Annotated in this window: 12 protein-coding genes and 1 pseudogene; 3 read left to right on the forward strand and 10 right to left on the reverse strand. The window is 71.7% G+C overall.

Annotated features, from left to right (window positions below):
* Nucleotides 1-22 precede the first annotated feature (22 nt).
* Nucleotides 23-622, forward strand: a complete 600-nt coding sequence (locus tag AB0N02_RS29420; RefSeq protein ID WP_363953016.1) for a GntR family transcriptional regulator — start codon at nucleotides 23-25, stop codon at nucleotides 620-622.
* 177 nt (nucleotides 623-799) lie between these two features.
* The gene (locus AB0N02_RS29425; RefSeq protein WP_363953017.1) at nucleotides 800-1,015 is read left to right on the forward strand and encodes a hypothetical protein; all 216 of its coding nucleotides are present in this window, start codon (nucleotides 800-802) and stop codon (nucleotides 1,013-1,015) included.
* A gap of 78 nt (nucleotides 1,016-1,093) precedes the next feature.
* Here AB0N02_RS29425 and AB0N02_RS29430 read toward each other — a convergent pair whose 3' ends face one another.
* The 3 genes from AB0N02_RS29430 to AB0N02_RS29440 form a co-directional block, all read right to left on the reverse strand.
* Complete coding sequence (locus tag AB0N02_RS29430; protein ID WP_363953019.1) at nucleotides 1,094-3,844, reverse strand: BREX system ATP-binding domain-containing protein; 2,751 nt, start codon at nucleotides 3,842-3,844, stop codon at nucleotides 1,094-1,096.
* 93 nt (nucleotides 3,845-3,937) lie between these two features.
* Entirely contained in the window at nucleotides 3,938-4,609 is a 672-nt protein-coding gene (locus AB0N02_RS29435) for a VOC family protein (RefSeq protein ID WP_363953021.1), read from the reverse strand.
* A 5-nt stretch (nucleotides 4,610-4,614) separates the two neighbouring features.
* On the reverse strand, nucleotides 4,615-5,457 hold the full coding sequence (locus tag AB0N02_RS29440; protein WP_363953023.1) for an alpha/beta hydrolase: 843 nt from the start codon (nucleotides 5,455-5,457) through the stop codon (nucleotides 4,615-4,617).
* A 176-nt stretch (nucleotides 5,458-5,633) separates the two neighbouring features.
* Here AB0N02_RS29440 and AB0N02_RS29445 point away from each other — a divergent pair, with 176 nt between their 5' ends.
* Complete coding sequence (locus AB0N02_RS29445) at nucleotides 5,634-6,998, forward strand: NAD(P)/FAD-dependent oxidoreductase (RefSeq protein ID WP_363953025.1); 1,365 nt, start codon at nucleotides 5,634-5,636, stop codon at nucleotides 6,996-6,998.
* An 81-nt stretch (nucleotides 6,999-7,079) separates the two neighbouring features.
* On the opposite strand, the gene AB0N02_RS29450 is transcribed toward AB0N02_RS29445, so the two are convergent.
* From AB0N02_RS29450 to AB0N02_RS29480, 7 genes and pseudogenes are all read right to left on the reverse strand, one after another.
* The gene (locus AB0N02_RS29450; protein WP_363953027.1) at nucleotides 7,080-8,174 is read right to left on the reverse strand and encodes a thiopeptide maturation pyridine synthase; all 1,095 of its coding nucleotides are present in this window, start codon (nucleotides 8,172-8,174) and stop codon (nucleotides 7,080-7,082) included.
* On the reverse strand, nucleotides 8,111-9,124 hold the full coding sequence (locus AB0N02_RS29455) for a lantibiotic dehydratase C-terminal domain-containing protein (protein ID WP_363953029.1): 1,014 nt from the start codon (nucleotides 9,122-9,124) through the stop codon (nucleotides 8,111-8,113). The genes AB0N02_RS29450 and AB0N02_RS29455 overlap by 64 nt, the downstream gene beginning before the upstream one ends.
* On the reverse strand, nucleotides 9,117-11,693 hold the full coding sequence (locus AB0N02_RS29460) for a lantibiotic dehydratase (protein WP_363953031.1): 2,577 nt from the start codon (nucleotides 11,691-11,693) through the stop codon (nucleotides 9,117-9,119). Before AB0N02_RS29460 ends, AB0N02_RS29455 begins: the two co-directional genes overlap by 8 nt.
* 99 nt (nucleotides 11,694-11,792) lie before the next feature.
* Nucleotides 11,793-11,957: a hypothetical protein gene (locus tag AB0N02_RS29465; RefSeq protein WP_363953033.1), complete on the reverse strand. Its 165-nt coding sequence runs from the start codon at nucleotides 11,955-11,957 to the stop codon at nucleotides 11,793-11,795.
* Nucleotides 11,958-12,069: 112 nt separating this feature from the next.
* Nucleotides 12,070-12,288, reverse strand: a pseudogene (locus tag AB0N02_RS29470) (transposase); the annotation flags it as partial.
* A gap of 424 nt (nucleotides 12,289-12,712) precedes the next feature.
* A complete protein-coding gene (locus AB0N02_RS29475) occupies nucleotides 12,713-13,396 on the reverse strand; it encodes an NAD(P)-binding domain-containing protein (protein ID WP_363953035.1) in 684 nt (227 codons plus the stop codon).
* Nucleotides 13,393-14,433, reverse strand: coding sequence for an LLM class flavin-dependent oxidoreductase (locus AB0N02_RS29480; protein WP_363953037.1), 1,041 nt, complete (start codon nucleotides 14,431-14,433; stop codon nucleotides 13,393-13,395). The genes AB0N02_RS29475 and AB0N02_RS29480 overlap by 4 nt, the downstream gene beginning before the upstream one ends.
* Nucleotides 14,434-14,480: the final 47 nt, after the last annotated feature.

Genomic DNA, 14,480 nt, shown 5'->3' on the forward strand with positions numbered 1-14,480 from the left:
TCATGGGACTGTGAAACCTGTCATGCGACTCTCGCTTCGTGATCAGATTCGGCAGGCCGTGCTCGACGGCCTGATCAGCGGCCGGTGGGGGCCCGGTGACCGCGTGGTGGAACGGCGCATGGCGACGGAGCTGGGCGTCAGCCAGGCTCCGGTGCGCGAGGCGCTGCGCGAGCTGGAGGCGCTCCGGCTCATCGAGTCGTCGCCGCACAGGGGCGCGCGGATCCGCCGGCTCACCGCGGCCGACCTGCGCGAGATCTACGAGGTGCGGGCGGGTCTGGAGGAGACGGCCGTGCGGCTGCGTCACCCGCCCGTCGAGGCGCTGCGGGTCCATCTCGCCGGCCTGCAGCAGGCCGCGGCCGCCGCCTCCGTGGCCGACCAGGTACACCACGGCGTCGCGTTCCACCGCGAGATCGTCGAAGCCTCGGGCAACGACGTGCTCCTGGCGATGTGGGAGTCGCTCGGCATCGAGGTGTGGACGCACCTGTCGATACGGCTGTTCCGGATGCGGCCTTGCGAGAACGCCGCCGACCACGAGCCGCTCGTGGCGGCGTTCGAACGCGGGGACCCCGACGTGGGAGCCCTGCTTCGCGACCACATCCTCGGCTACGCCCCGCTCGACTGATCACATCCGGTCGATCGTTATCCGGGGTTGTCGAGCGAACTAGCCGGTCAGCCGGTCGAAGGTCGTTAAGTTCCGGCCCTGAGCGGGCCTGCGCCAGCAGCAGGCCCACCGCGGCCACCACCCTGACCTCGTCGGACTTCGGCGCCGACCTCGCCGAACGCCATGGATGGGTCAACCGTGCTGTCCCCGACGCCGAATCACGCTGAGGGCTCGATCGCGACCGCAGGTGGATGCCTGGCATCGGTCTACCTTGCGGCATGGGCGCTGCTGCATGCGGTCGGCGAGAGTGCCGCCCGGGCCGCGATCGAGTACGCGGCGCCCGTGGGCGAGAAACACGAGGTCGTGGAGCGGGTCATGTCCGCCGTGACTGCGACGAAGGCGGCACGGCGCTGACAGTGGCTGCTCGTCGACGCCTGGAACATGGCGTCATTCGCCCCGGGGACGAGCGACCCCCTTCGGCGGGTCGCCGCGTCAGCGTGTGCGGCTGGGCGAGTGGATCGGGGTGTCCCGGAGTTCCTTTCGGGAGGTGACGCCGAGCTTGGCGAAGACCTTGCGCAGATGCCACTCGACGGTGCGGGCGCTGAGATACAGCTCGGCGCCGATCTCCGCGTTGGTGCGACCGCCCTTGGCCAGGCGAGCGATGTGCTCCTCCTGCGGGGTGAGGTCGTCGACGGTGTCGGCGGTGCGTTTGCGGACCTTCTCGCCAGTCGCCAGCAGCTCGTGTCTGGCCCGTTCGGCGAAGCCGTCGGCGCCCATCCCGGCGAACTCCTCGAACGCCTGCTTCAACTGGGCGCGTGCGTCCGAGCGGCGGCGTTCGCGGCGCAGCCACTCCCCGTACAGCAGCCGGGTCCTGGCCAGTTCGAACCTCAGCCGCGTACGGCCGAGCCGCTCGACGGCCTCGGCGTAGAACCGGTCGGCCGCCTCTCCGCGGCTGACGAGCGCCCGCGAACGCGCTTCCAGACCGCTCGCCCACTCCTGGTCCGAACCCGCCGTGTACGTCACGAGACGTGCGAGCGCGCCTTCAGCGATCGCGCTCGCACCGCTGCGCACCGCGGCCTCGACCAGATCGGGCAGGGCCTGAGCGGTGAACGGGCCGAGGTTTCCGGCCGCAGCTCGTACGGCGGCGGCCATTGCCTCGGCGTAGTGCCCGAGCCCCAAGTGCAGCAGCGCGGTGGCCCGGTCGGTGAAGTACAGGCCGAGCCCCTCCCCACGCTCGGTGGCCTCGCCGGCCGCCTCCGCGATGAGGGGCAGCGCCTCGGCCGCGTGCCCCTGGTAGGCGAGCAGGAACAGGTCGCCGTAGGACACCCGGCGCGTGCCGGTGACCTGCTTGACGGTCGACTCCTCCAGGCCCAGCTCCCGGGCGTGGTCCACGTCGCCGCGCCACAGCGCGATGACCCGGCGCACGTTGAGCGCGTTGGCGAGCGGCGCGAGCGCGCCGCCGGCGCGGGCCAGCTCGACGTGCCGGGCGTTGGCCGCCTCCCAGCGGTCGTAGTCCCACAACGACAGCGCCGCGTTGGCGACCAGCACGCCGCAGTGCAGCCACAGGGTATCCGGCACGTCGTGGTCGAGAAATCCGGTGACCGCCTCGCGCAGCAGCGGGCGACCCGCCGAGGTCCCATCGATGATGAGCGCCGCCAGGCCGTCCAGCAGGTGATCGGCGGCGCTCGCGGCTTCGGTCGGTGGTGGCGCCTGGCGGGCGGCGGCGCAGACGGCGGACAGGTCGCCGCCGGGGTGGGCGAGCCCGCCGGCGACGAGGGCCGCGCTCCATGCGTCGAGGTAGGTGTGCCGGGCGAGCCGGCCGTCCAGGGGTTCGAGCCGCCGGGCGGCCCGCAGCAGTGCCGTCGGCGCCTCCCTGCCTGAGCGGGCTGCGCGGTCGGTGCGTCCGCGAATCAAGTCGACCCTGGCGCCTTGCAGGGCGTCGGCGGGCAGTCCCTCGGCCCGGGCGAGCAGGGTGAGCGCCGACGCGAACGCGCCGGCGTCGAGGCTGGCCTGAGCCGCGGACAGCGTGCGCTCGACCTGGAGCCCGGGGTCGGTGGTCAGCTCGGCGGAACGCCGCAGAAGCGCCGCCGCGGTGGCGACCCCGCCGCGCGACTCCGCGTTCTGCGCGACGTCGGCGAGTTCTGCGGCGAGCCGGTCATCGGGCCCCTCTGCGGCGCAGGCCAGGTGCCACGCCCGGCGTTGCCGGTCGTTTACGGCGTCCAGGGCGTCGGCGAGCGCACGGTGGACGGTACGGCGCTCCTCGATTCTGCCTGCGGCATAGGCGGCCGAGCGCATGAGCGGATGCCGGAAGAGTACGCTGCGGCCGATCTCGACGAGCTGTGCCTCCTCCGCCGGGGCCGCCGTCTGCGGGCTGAGGCCCATGCCCTGAGCGGCCCGCCAGAGCAGGGTGGCGTCGCCGGTGGGATCGGCCGCGGCCAGCAGGAGCAGCCTCCGGGTGGGTTCGGGCAGGGCGCGGACGCGTCGCTCGTACCGCTCCTGCAGGGCGTCGGCGCCGACCGCGGGGAGGGCGAACCCGCCGAGGAGCTCGGCCCGGCCGGTGCGGGACAGCTCCAGCAGGGCCAAAGGGTTACCGCGGGTCTCGGCCACGATGCGCTCCAGCACGCGAGCGTCGAGCCGTCCCGGATTCGCCGCGGCCAGAAGCTCACGGGCGTCCGCGTCGTCCAAACCGTCGACGGCCAGGGACGGGAGGCCGGCCAGCAGAGTGTCGGAGCTCGGTTCCCGTACGGCGAAGAGCAGCAGCACCGATTCGCCGAGCAGCCGCCGCGCGACGAACCCGAGCACCTGCCTGGTGGCCACATCGAGCCACTGGGCGTCGTCGACGAGACAGACGAGCGGTTGCTCCGCGGCGGCTTCGGCGAGCAGGCCGAGCACCGCCAAGCCGAGGACGAGCTTGTCGGGTGCCGCTCCGGCGGCGTGCCCGAACGTCACCTTCAGTGCGTGCTGCTGGGGTTCCGGGAGCGCGCCGGCCGAGGCGAGCATGGGGGCGCAGAGCTGCTGGAGGGCGGCGAACGGCAGCTCCAGCTCGGATTCGACGCCGGTCACCCGCGCGATCCGGCACCGGGTGGCCTGGCCTTCGAGGTAATGCAGCAGGGTGGTCTTGCCCGCGCCGGCCTCGCCGCGCAGGATGAGCGCCGCGCTTTCGCCGCCCCGGACGCGCCGCAGCGCCTGGTCCAGCCGTTCACGCTCGCGTTGGCGTCCTCGCAGGACCGGCGCTGCTGCCACGCCTCGATTGTAGGGATCAGCAGCCCGGGCGGCATACCGTGCCGGGGGCGCCCAGGAATTCCTGCCAGGCCGCAGAGGAAGGCGACGGCGTCCTCACCTGGGCAGTGCGTCGCCGTGGTGCTCGGCGACCAGGTAGGCCGCGTACCACTCCGGCCAGTTCTCATCGAACGCGCCGCCGTCGCGTGCCTCGTGCTCGCCGTGCGCGGCCGCCGCCCGCTTCAGCGCGGCGGTCAGGTCGTGCACCGACGCGTAGGAGGTGGCGGTGCCCTCGACGCGCCCGGGCAGGCGGGTGGTGACCTCCTGGAGCAGGTAGGCGTTGCCGTCCGGGTCGTGGAAGGTCGCGAAGGAGCCGTAGCTGGCACGATCGGTCGCGAGCCCGCCGGCCTGGCCGTCGGGGACCTGGCCGAACTGGGCTCCCGGGGCTTCGGGGTGGAAGACGTCGCTGACGTCGGTGCCGAGCGCCGTGAGCCGGTCGCGGGCGGCGGCGATGTCGGAGACGACCAGGTAGATGCCTTCGGCGGTGCCGGGCCGCTGGTTGGTGATCCGGGTTCCGAACTGGACGGACGCAGGCGATCCCGGGGGCGTCACCTGGACGACGCGGAAGCCGTTGTCGAAGGCGAAATCGGCGTCGAGGCGCCAGCCAAGGTCCTGGTAGAACCTCTTCGAGCGGTCGACGTCGGACACGGGGATCACGATGGCCTCGAGCTTCAGGTCCACCTGCCGCGTGGCGGCGGTCGTGCCGGTCGCAGACGTGGTGCTGGTCATGGTTGTCACCTTTCGGATGCGTTGCCGGGCTGGTGGCGATCCCACCAGTCGAGAACCAGGGACGCGTAGGCCTTCGGAGCCTCTTCCCAGGCGAAGTGCCCGGTGTCGACGACGTCGAGCGTGCTGTTGGGCAGCCGGGCGGCGAGGTACTCGCCGTGGGCGCGCGGGACGACCCTGTCCCGCGCGGGGGCGATGATCCGGACCGGCGTCCGGATCATCGGAAGCAGCGGTTCCAGGGCTTCGAGCTCGGTCGGGTAGGTGCGGACGTACTGCATCGATTCGGCGAACCGGCGACCGGCATACGATGCGGCGTAATCCTGCCGCACGTGCTCCCCGAGAGGCGTCGCCGGGAAGATGTTGTCGAAGGTCATCTGCGTGACCTGGTGCGCGTTCTGCTCGTACCAGCTGATGTCGGGCTGCGACACCCAGCTCGCGAGCGGCTCGCCGAGCTCGAGCTCGGCCGACGCGCCTCCACCGCCGATGACGACGCTGTGGAAGCGGTCCGGTCGCTGCGCCGCCGCGAACAGGGAGGCGCTGGTGCCGACGTCCGGCCCGACGATGTGCACCTTGTCCAGCCCAAGCGTGTCCAGGAGTCGCAGCACGAACGCACCGGCGGCACGCGGGGTGAGCGCGTCCGGACGGCCTTGCGACCCCCCGAAGCCGGGCAGGTCGACGGCGACCACGTGGACGCCGGCTGTCAGCTCGGCCCACACGGGCTCGAACGCGTACAGGCTCTCAGGCCATGGGCTGAGCAGGAGCGCGTGCGTGCCGCGCGGCTCGCTCTCGGCGTAGCGGATGGTGAGCCCGTCCATGGTGACGGTCTTGGGGCTGATCGGTGAGGTGGTCATGGTTGCTCTCCTTCGGCGGGAACGTCCCCAGCCTCGTCCGGCGGCGGTGCCGTCGCACCAGGGAGAGTCCCTGGCCCCTGGGGCCGTGTGAAAGGCCCGTGGATGTCACGGGTGCGGCGCCACGGCATGTGCGGCATTGTCGGAGGACAAGGCGACGACCGAAAGGGTGCGCGGACATGAGCGAGACCAGCCAGTGCGATGTCGTGGTGATCGGCCTGGGCCCCGGTGGTGAGCACGTGGCCGGGAGCCTGGCCAAGGCCGGGCTGTCGGTCGTGGGCGTGGACGAACGCCTGGTCGGTGGCGAGTGCCCGTATTTCGGGTGCATCCCGACCAAGATGATGATCGCCGCGGCCGACAAGCTGCGCGCGGCCCGGCTCGTCGAGGGCCGCGCCGGATCGTCGACCATCACCCCGGATTGGAAGCCGGTCTCGGACCGCATCCGCGATGAGGCCACCGACGACTGGAACGATCAGGTCGCGGTCGACCGGCTGGTCGATGCCGGCGGAATCTTCGCGCGCGGCCGCGGCCGGATCACCGCGCCCGGCACGGTCACCATCACCGGCCCCGACGGGTCACTGACGTCGTACGCCGCCCGGCGCGGCATCGTGCTCAACACCGGGACCTCCCCGGCCGCGCCACCGATCCCCGGGCTCGCCGACACCCCGTACTGGACCAACCGGGACATCGTCCGGCTGACCGAGCTGCCGGCCTCGCTGGCGGTGCTGGGCGGCGGCGCGATCGGCTGCGAGATCGCGCAGGCCTTCGCCGCCTTCAGTGTCGAGGTGACCGTGATCGAGGCCGCCGGCCGGTTGCTCGCGGCCGAGGAGCCAGAGGCCTCCGCGGCCGTGGCGAAGGCGTTCGCGGCCGAGGGCGTCACGGTGCGCACGTCGGCGCGGGCCCAGCAGGTCGAGCACGACGGCGACGGGTTCCGGATCGCGTTGGCCGACGGCGCAGTCGTGGCCGAACGCCTGCTGGTCGCCGCGGGCCGCCGCAACAACCTGCGCGATCTTGGCCTGGAGCACGTCGGCCTGGACCCGCAGGCGCGGGTGCTGGACCCGGACGAGCGGATGCGGGTGGCCGAAGGTGTCTGGGCCATCGGCGACATCACCGGCAAGGGCGCGTTCACGCACATGTCGATGTACCAGGCCGACGTGGCGATCCGGGACCTCACCGGCGCGGACGGCCCGTGGGCGGACTACCGGGCCGTCGGCCGCGTCACCTTCACCGCCCCCGAGGTCGGCTCGGTCGGGCTGACCGAGGCCGCCGCACGCGGACGCGGCATCAACGTCCGGACGGCGACCGGCGACCTGGGGACCCGCGGGTGGATCGCCGGGGAGTCAGGTCCGATCAAGCTGGTGGCGGACGCGGACCGGGGCGTGCTGGTCGGCGGCACCGTCGTCGGAAGCGCGGGCGGCGAGGTGCTGGCCACTCTCGTGACGGCGATCCACGCGGAGGTCCCGGTCAGCACACTGGCCGGGATGCACTTCGCGTACCCGACCTTCCACCGCGCGCTCCAGCCTGTCCTCCGTGCCCTCATCTGAACCAGGGATTCGTCGGCATGAAGAACTCCGTACTGCTTCAGGCCCCGTCGTCCGCGTCCTCGCTCCGCGGCCGCCCGGCGGTCAGCCGGGCGTGGGCAGCCGGACGCCCCGGGCGAAGGCGCGGGCGCGCTTCAGCGGGGACACACCGAACTCCTCCTCGACCGCGCAGGCCACCAGATGGCAGAACAGGTAGCGCTGAAGAGGGGAGATGCCCAGCCTGGCCAGGTGCGCGTACAGGATGTTCAGCCCGAGCCGATGGGCGCGGAACCAGTCGCTCTCGAGGATCTCGGTATTGTGCCGCGGATCCGCCTTGAGAACCTCCAGGAAGTCCACCCTGTGCAGGTGCTTGTAGTCGGTGCGGGGGGCGAAGTCCAGGTCGATGTCGCCTCGCGCGATCAGCGGGCGGGCGACCCGCTTCAGCTGCTCGGCGAACGCCAGCCAGTCACGCACGTGCGGTTCGGTCCTGTCGTGGTCGACCGCGTCGATCTGGGTGAGCATGATCTCCCTGAGCCGACCGGCCGCCTCCCGGTACTTCGTGTCGAACGACGCCCGGACGGCGTCGCGGTCCACGCAGTAGGCCTGGAAGGAGTCGGCGTGTGAGCGGTAGGACATGTATCCCCTGCTGATCGGCGGGATGCTGGCGTGCGCGTAGGCGAACATCAGCTCGAGCGCGACCTGGAAGCGCCCCACCTGGCCGCGCCGTATCCGTTCCAGGGTCACCAAGGCCTGCCGGGTGCTTTCGGCGTGGCAGTGGTCGAGCAGGTCGGTGAGCCGCCGGCCGCCGAGGATGTGCGCCCGGTCCTCGTAGGGTTCGGTCTGGAGGGTGTTGTCCGGATACCAGGGCCGGAGCGGGCCGTGATCGTTCTCTCTGACGGCCAGTTGCCGGTGGGCCTCCAGCAGGGCGTGTTCGTCCAGGACGGTGGTGGAGGGGTGTTCTCCCAGGTATCCGGTCAGTGTCTCGGTGGCGACGGGCAGCACCTCCTCCGCCCACGCCTTCGGAGTGGCGCGCAGGTTGAGGCGCAGGTGCGGCCCCCGGCGCCAGTGCCGCAGGATGTAGGGCTGCTCGACGGTGTCGCCCAATCTCGCGATGAGCGGCCTGACGCCGTCGAGGATCAGTCCGTCCTTGTCCTCGTCGTAGTAGCGGATCTGGATACTGTGCCAGGGGGCGCGGGGCATGACTGGTTCGCCCTTTCGGTGAGAACGGCTCCGACGAGGTAGCGCAGCTGCACCTCCTCGGCGGTGGTGATGCCGAGGCGGTTGCACATGAGGTGGGCGCATCGCATCAGCACGCCGAGGACGTCGTCGGCCCGGGCGCCGTGGAAGGAGGTCGCCGTCCGCTTCGGCCGGAACAGGCCGGCCGTCTGAAGGGCGGCGAGCCGCTTGCGCAACGCGCCGATCGAATGAGACCACGCGGTCAGTGGATCGTCCTGCGGTGCCTCCCCGGTGACGGGGTGCCAGCAGCGCAGGGCCTGGGCCGTCAGGCGTTCGCACTGTCCGGCCAGCACCGCCGCCAGGCTCTCCCGTTCGCGCGGGGTGTCCCATCGCTCGCGCCGCTCGGCCAGCAGCAGGCCCGCGCGGTTCAGGTCGGGTTCCCACGCCGCGAGCGTGAGCATCAGCAACGCCGTGCCCAGCCCCAGCAGCCTCCCGCGCGCGGGACGCGGGCCGAGGGTCGCCAGGGCGATCCTGGAGGCGTCGGTGAAGTGCTCTTCGGCGGCCCGCGTCGCCTCCTGCCCGCCGAACACGTCGAGCTCGGGCCGGTAGGGCACGGCCTCGACGCAGTCGTGTCCGCGTACCCGGCGATCGTAGGTGTCCTCCATCAGTTCCGCGCGGGCGTAGCGCTCTGCCAGCAGGGCGTAGCGCTCCTCGTCCAGCGGCGCCGCCGATGGATGGGCCCTCAGGTGCGCTTCGAGCGCGGTCCTCGCGCGCCGCTCGACCGGGGCGCCGGAGGAGGCCGGCAGCAACCGCAACCGGATGTGCGGGCCGCCCTCCCAGTACCTCAGGAAGAAGAAGCCCGCCAGCCGCCGCTCCTCCTCCAGGGTCCGCACCAGCGGGCCGACGGCGTGGGTGATCAGCAGGTCGTCGTCGCCCCTGTGGAAGACGTGCAGGGAGATCCAGCGCTCAGACATCGGCGGCTCCACTGAGCTCGATCACGTATTCGGTGACGTGGTGGCCGTGCGGGCCGAGGTCGGTGGCCGCGGTGAAAGCGGGGAGCACCTCCTGGAAGACGGTGACCGTTCCGGAGCCGCCGAGCTGCCGGTCGAACAGCGCGACCAGCGCCGGGTCGGCGAGGTCCAGGTAGGTGGGCTTGGCCAGCCGCGCCGCGCGCCAGGGGTCGTCCCCGAACGCGCCGGGCTCGTGGGAGAAGACGAAGCATCGCGGCGGGATCGCGTGCTCGGCGAACCAGCCGGCCAGCGAGAGCAGATGCCCCGCCTCGGTGTCGCCGGGCCTGCGGCGGGGGACGGCGGCGGTCGCGGCGTGCCAGGAGGCGCGCGCCACGACCACGTGACCGACCGACACCCTCGCCACGGCGGTGACGCTCTCGGGCGGGACGTCCGGCAAGTCGGTGAACAGCGCCCAGGTCGGGAGTGTCGCGCTCGGCAGGTCGCCGAACAGGTGCAGCAGCAGTCGCGCGGTCTTCGGCAGCAACGCCGCCGCCATCATCCCGGTGTAGATCGGCCGGACGCGCCGGCCCGTGGCGGCCTCCACCAGGACCAGCCGATCCGTGTCCCGCTCGTGCCGGACGGCCAGGCCGCCGAGGGGGATCTGGAAGTCCGGGGGCAGGGAGCCGATCGAGCCGGGATAGGTGATCTCGTACGGCACGGCGACCGGGCGCAGGTTGAGGTTGCTGCCGAAGTGACCGGCGAGCTCGGCCAGGACGACCCCGGCGTCCGCCTGGTGGCCGCCGCCGGGACCGTCTCCCAGCAGACGCCGGGTACGGCCGAGCATCGCCCCGTAGCCGCCCGCCACGCCGTTCAGCACCAGCCGGACCGGATCGGCCTCCTGGAGGATCTGGACCAGGCAGGCCAGCGACCGCACGGGCTCGACGAACTCCGGCCATCCGGCGCTCAGCTTGGCCAGCGACGCCGGATCGACGGTGATCGTCCCGTCGGGGCCGGGCACGTGGCCGCGCAGGGCCGCCCGTGCCCCGTCCCTGATCCGCCGCAGCTCTCGCGTCCGCGGCAGGGCACCGGAGTCGGAGCCCGCCCTGCGGTTGAGCAGCGCGTCGAGCTCGGCCTCCGCGCCGTCCCCCCGCAGGCCGGCGACCAGGCGATGGAATCGGCCGAAGGGCACCTGCCCGCCCGGGCCGAACCGGTCCGCGAAGACGCTCCCGGCGATCATCCTGGCCGCGGTGTGGTGCTGGAACGGCGCGAGGAAGTCACGGATCACGTGCAGGTCCGCCGTCGCCGCCCGCCACCGCTCCGCCCCGAGCCGTACCGCGGGTGTGTCGAACACCGCGTTCTCATAGAACACGTTCTTGTCCGGCAGTGCGACCGGCCGTCCGCCCGCCGCGGTGACCAGTGCGGCCAGGTCACCGAACGCGGAACGGACCCTCCGCACGAGCACGTCACGCTCGGCCACGCTCTCGGCCGAGGGGTAACGCTCCAGTGCCCGCCCGGCCTCCTCCAGCGCCCGGGACGCCCCGTGTCCCGCGAACCTGCCGGCCAGCTCGTCCAGCGGGCGGGGCGCCTGGTCGGCGACGGGGAACAGCCTCTCCAGCAGCCCGACCTCGACCAGCCGTTCCAGCACCTCCCGCCGCGCGAGGCCCAGCCGCGCCTCACCGAGGTTGTACGGGCCCTCGCGCAGGTCACGGAGTAGTTCCGCCAGCGGCTCGGTGATCGCGACGCCGTGGTAGGCGCTCTCGTTCGCGCCGAGGACCCACCATCGGCGCTCGTCCTCGAACAGGCTGACGCTCGCCCGGACCTCTGACTCGTCGGCCACCCGGTCGTCGACCTCGCCCAAGGCGAGAAGGAGCCGTCTCAGCAGCCATACGTTCGGCTCGACCGCCCCGCGCCACGACCACGGGAGAGCGCCCCAGGCGGCGGCCTCGCCGTACGGGCTCCAGCGGGCCAGGCCCGACATCATGAAGGTCGCGTACGGGCTGGTCTTGGCGGCCACTCTGGCCAGGTACCTGGTGAGCCGCAGCTCGATCTGACGCGGCGGCGGCGTGCCCGGTGGAGTGCCGAGCCACCGGCGGGCCGCCGCCGACAGCGCCGGGCTGGCCAGCAGAAGTCCCTGGCCGAAAGCGGGTTCGGCGGCCCATCGCCTCAGCGCCTCACGGCGTTCCCGCACCTCCCCGTCGAGCAGTCCCGGAAGTTCGGCCGTCAGCCGATCGTGATCGTCCAACATGCCCAGCCACGCCTCGATCACCCGGCCCAGATCGCCGTCCAGCGCGGCCACCACCTCGGCCGACCACGACGGCGGACGCCGCGCGTTGTGGAGCGCCCTGCGCAGCGCCACCAACCGGGGCTTCGACGCCCCCGTCGCGCCCATCACCTCACCCATCGCCTCGCCCAGCCTTTCGGCCAGGACACGGCCCCGCAGGATCAGCAGGGAGCGGATCTCCAGAATGCGCCGGACCACCTCCCAGGAGTCCGGGCAGCGCAGTTCCTCGAGCGTCTCCACCGGCAACGCGGCCACCCTGACGACCACGCCGTCACCGACGCCCAACGAGTCGCCCGAACCGCGAGAAGTCATGGCCGCCCTTCCTCGGGTCGCCGTCGAAGCTCCTGGCTCAGGATCTCCGGCGCGCGGCGATGGAGCCCGCACGCCGGACGACCTGGGCACGCCGGCCCCTTAGACCAGCCAGCTCTTACCTGAGGAACAACCGGAGGCTCCGACCTCGGTGTTGCCGAGGCCGAATCCCATCGCCTCGATCAGCGCGTCGTTGCCGGGGAGATCCACGGTCGCGATGTCAAGCGTGTCGAGATCGAACGTGCGAAGAACCCTTTCAGCCGCCATACATCCTCCTCCTGAGGCCCTATTCCGGACTCATTGAACGTGTCACGGATTGCCCCTTTATGAAATAGGTTCGTTCGCCCGATATTCGGATAAAGCTCCCCGGCCACCACATCTATCCCATCGATACGATTTCTTGCCATCCGAAACGGGGCGGCGAGAGCCGGATCGCCCCCTCCCCGCAGGCGACGGCCCGGGCGGAATTCTGGCGCATCCGCCGGGAGGACACGCCCTTCAGCGAGTAGACGAGCTTGGACAGGGGGGTCTTCGGCGGGAGGCTCACCGGCGGGTGGACGCAATCGGCCTCACCGTTGAGCTCGGCCTGCTCGCACTCGAAGCCGGCGGCGGACGGTGCGCATGATCTGTTCTATCCGCTCCGAGTGAGGTCCAGCGGATCGCGGGTGCCGGTATTCGGTGACGAGGGCCGAATAGGCATTCAGGACAAAAATATAATGCCCGCCGGTTTTGACGTATCCGTAATTCGGCCATGACCCAAAGCGGGCCGGACTGTGGGGGCGGCCGGCCCGCCGCCTTCGGGATATCCCACGCTTCCGGTATGACCGATCTGGGGCCATCGTCACGCTTTCCGCGATGTAACTCCGGCCCTTCAAGCTCAGAGACCCCCTTGCCGGGTACCCATCGCGGGGGGTGGCATCGGCTGGTGGCCGCGATACCGAAATGCCTGCCGTATCGATGGGATGGGACATTGTGACCCCTTGAATGGATCGAGGCTTGGATGTGCGCGTGGTGGGCCGTCACTACAGGAGCCGAGCCGTGGCCCGTGCCCGCGCCCGGCCGCGGTCGGATTCGGGGAAGCGCCTCAGCCTGGCCCGGACCTCGTCGGCGTCAACGTCGGCTCCGAACAGGGTGGTCCCCGGCTCGAACCGCACGCCCTCGGCCAGCGCCCCCGCCACGACCGGGTCGAAGCCGAGCGCGTCGACCAGGGCGGCGACGGAGCCGAGGTCGGCCGGGTCGTCGCCGGCGATCGCGATGGCCTTGCGCCCTGGGCTGCCCGCGGGCCTGGCCTTGTCCTCCAGGTCGTGGTAACCCATGTGGTTGAGCGCCTTCACGACACGGGATCCGGGCAGGAACGCCTGCACGATCTCGCTGGAGGACGTCGCCGGGTTGGTGAGGTCGTCGCGGACGCCGTCCACCTCCCACCAGTAGTTCATCGCGTCGACCACGAGCTTGCCGCGCAGCTCCGTCGCGGGCAGCGTGCGGTACCTGCCGAGTGGCAGCGCCAGGATGACGAGGTCGGCGCGCGCCGCGGCGTCAGCCGTGGTGGTGGCGACCGCGCCGGGCGTGAGCACGTCGATCGTGAGCGCGATCTTCGCCGGATCACCCGACCCGGCGATGCGCACCCGGTAGCCCGCGGCCAGCGCGAGCCTGGCCAGCACGGTGCCGACCTTGCCCGCGCCGAGCACGCCGATGGTCTCGTTCACCGGTCGCTCCTTCCGAGCAGGTCGCGGACCATCGGGATGACGGCCTTGCCGTACAGCTCGACGGCCCGCAGGCGGGCGCTCGCCGGTTGCGAGCCCGCGGTGTAGATGAGGTCGAAGCGGCCGACGCCGAGGGTGCCGACCGCGTCGGCGATCTTGCGGGCGACGGTCTCCGGCGAGCCGATGTAGAGAGAGCCGTGCTCCACCTCGGCGTCGTACTCCTCGCGGCGGATCGGCTGCCAGCCGCGCAGCGCGCCGATCCGGTCGCGCAGCACCCGATAGCGCGGCCAGAACAGCTCCCTGGCCTCCTCGTCTGTCTCGGCCACGAATCCGGGCGAGTGCATGCCGACCGGGTGCGCGGTGGTGCCCAGCTGCTCGGTGGCGCGCCGGTACAGCTCGAGGTAGGGGGCGAACCGCTCGGCCGGGCCGCCGATGATGGCCAGCATGAGCGGCAGACCGTACTTGGCGGTGCGGATGACCGACTGCGGCGAGCCGCCGACGCCGACCCAGGTGGGCAGGCTGCCCGAGGCGGTCTTCGGGAAGACGTCGGCGTCCTCGAGCGAGGGCCGCAGCCTGCCCTTCCAGGTGACGGGCCGCTCGTCCAGTAGCTTGGCGAACAGATCCAGCTTCTCCTCGAACAGCTCGTCGTAGTCGGCCAGGTCGTAGCCGAACAGCGGGAACGACTCGGTGAACGAGCCGCGGCCGAGGATGACCTCGGCACGGCCGTTCGAGAGTGCGTCGACGGTGGCGAAGCGCTGGAACACCCGGACCGGGTCGTCGGAACTCAGCACGGTGACGCCCGAGGACAGCCGGATCCGCTCGGTGCGCGTCGCGATTCCGGCCAGCACGGTCTCGGGTGTCGAGATCGCGAATTCCGGGCGATGGTGCTCGCCCAGCGCGATGACGTCGACGCCGAGCTCGTCGGCCAGCACCGCCTCCTTCAGCACCTGCCGGATCGCCTCGGGATGGGTCATCAGCTCGCCTTGGTCGTCCTCCGGCAGGTCGCCGAAGGTGTCCAGGCCGAACACGAGATCAGACATGACTGTCCTCCTTTGCCCAATATGATTGACACGTCAATTATGTATGA

Source organism: Streptosporangium sp. NPDC051022 (genome assembly GCF_040683035.1).
In the GTDB taxonomy this organism is placed as follows: domain Bacteria; phylum Actinomycetota; class Actinomycetes; order Streptosporangiales; family Streptosporangiaceae; genus Streptosporangium.

Bases quoted from the DNA above. Each gene is read 5' to 3' on its own strand.
- AB0N02_RS29450 (WP_363953027.1), bottom strand. From the start codon at position 8,174: ATGCCCCGCGCCCCCTGGCACAGTATCCAGATCCGCTACTACGACGAG.
- AB0N02_RS29420 (WP_363953016.1), top strand. From the start codon at position 23: ATGCGACTCTCGCTTCGTGATCAGATTCGGCAGGCCGTGCTCGACGGC.
- AB0N02_RS29445 (WP_363953025.1), top strand. From the start codon at position 5,634: ATGAGCGAGACCAGCCAGTGCGATGTCGTGGTGATCGGCCTGGGCCCC.
- AB0N02_RS29455 (WP_363953029.1), bottom strand. From the start codon at position 9,124: ATGTCTGAGCGCTGGATCTCCCTGCACGTCTTCCACAGGGGCGACGAC.
- AB0N02_RS29440 (WP_363953023.1), bottom strand. From the start codon at position 5,457: ATGACCACCTCACCGATCAGCCCCAAGACCGTCACCATGGACGGGCTC.
- AB0N02_RS29435 (WP_363953021.1), bottom strand. From the start codon at position 4,609: ATGACCAGCACCACGTCTGCGACCGGCACGACCGCCGCCACGCGGCAG.
- AB0N02_RS29460 (WP_363953031.1), bottom strand. From the start codon at position 11,693: ATGACTTCTCGCGGTTCGGGCGACTCGTTGGGCGTCGGTGACGGCGTG.
- AB0N02_RS29465 (WP_363953033.1), bottom strand. From the start codon at position 11,957: ATGGCGGCTGAAAGGGTTCTTCGCACGTTCGATCTCGACACGCTTGAC.
- AB0N02_RS29480 (WP_363953037.1), bottom strand. From the start codon at position 14,433: ATGTCTGATCTCGTGTTCGGCCTGGACACCTTCGGCGACCTGCCGGAG.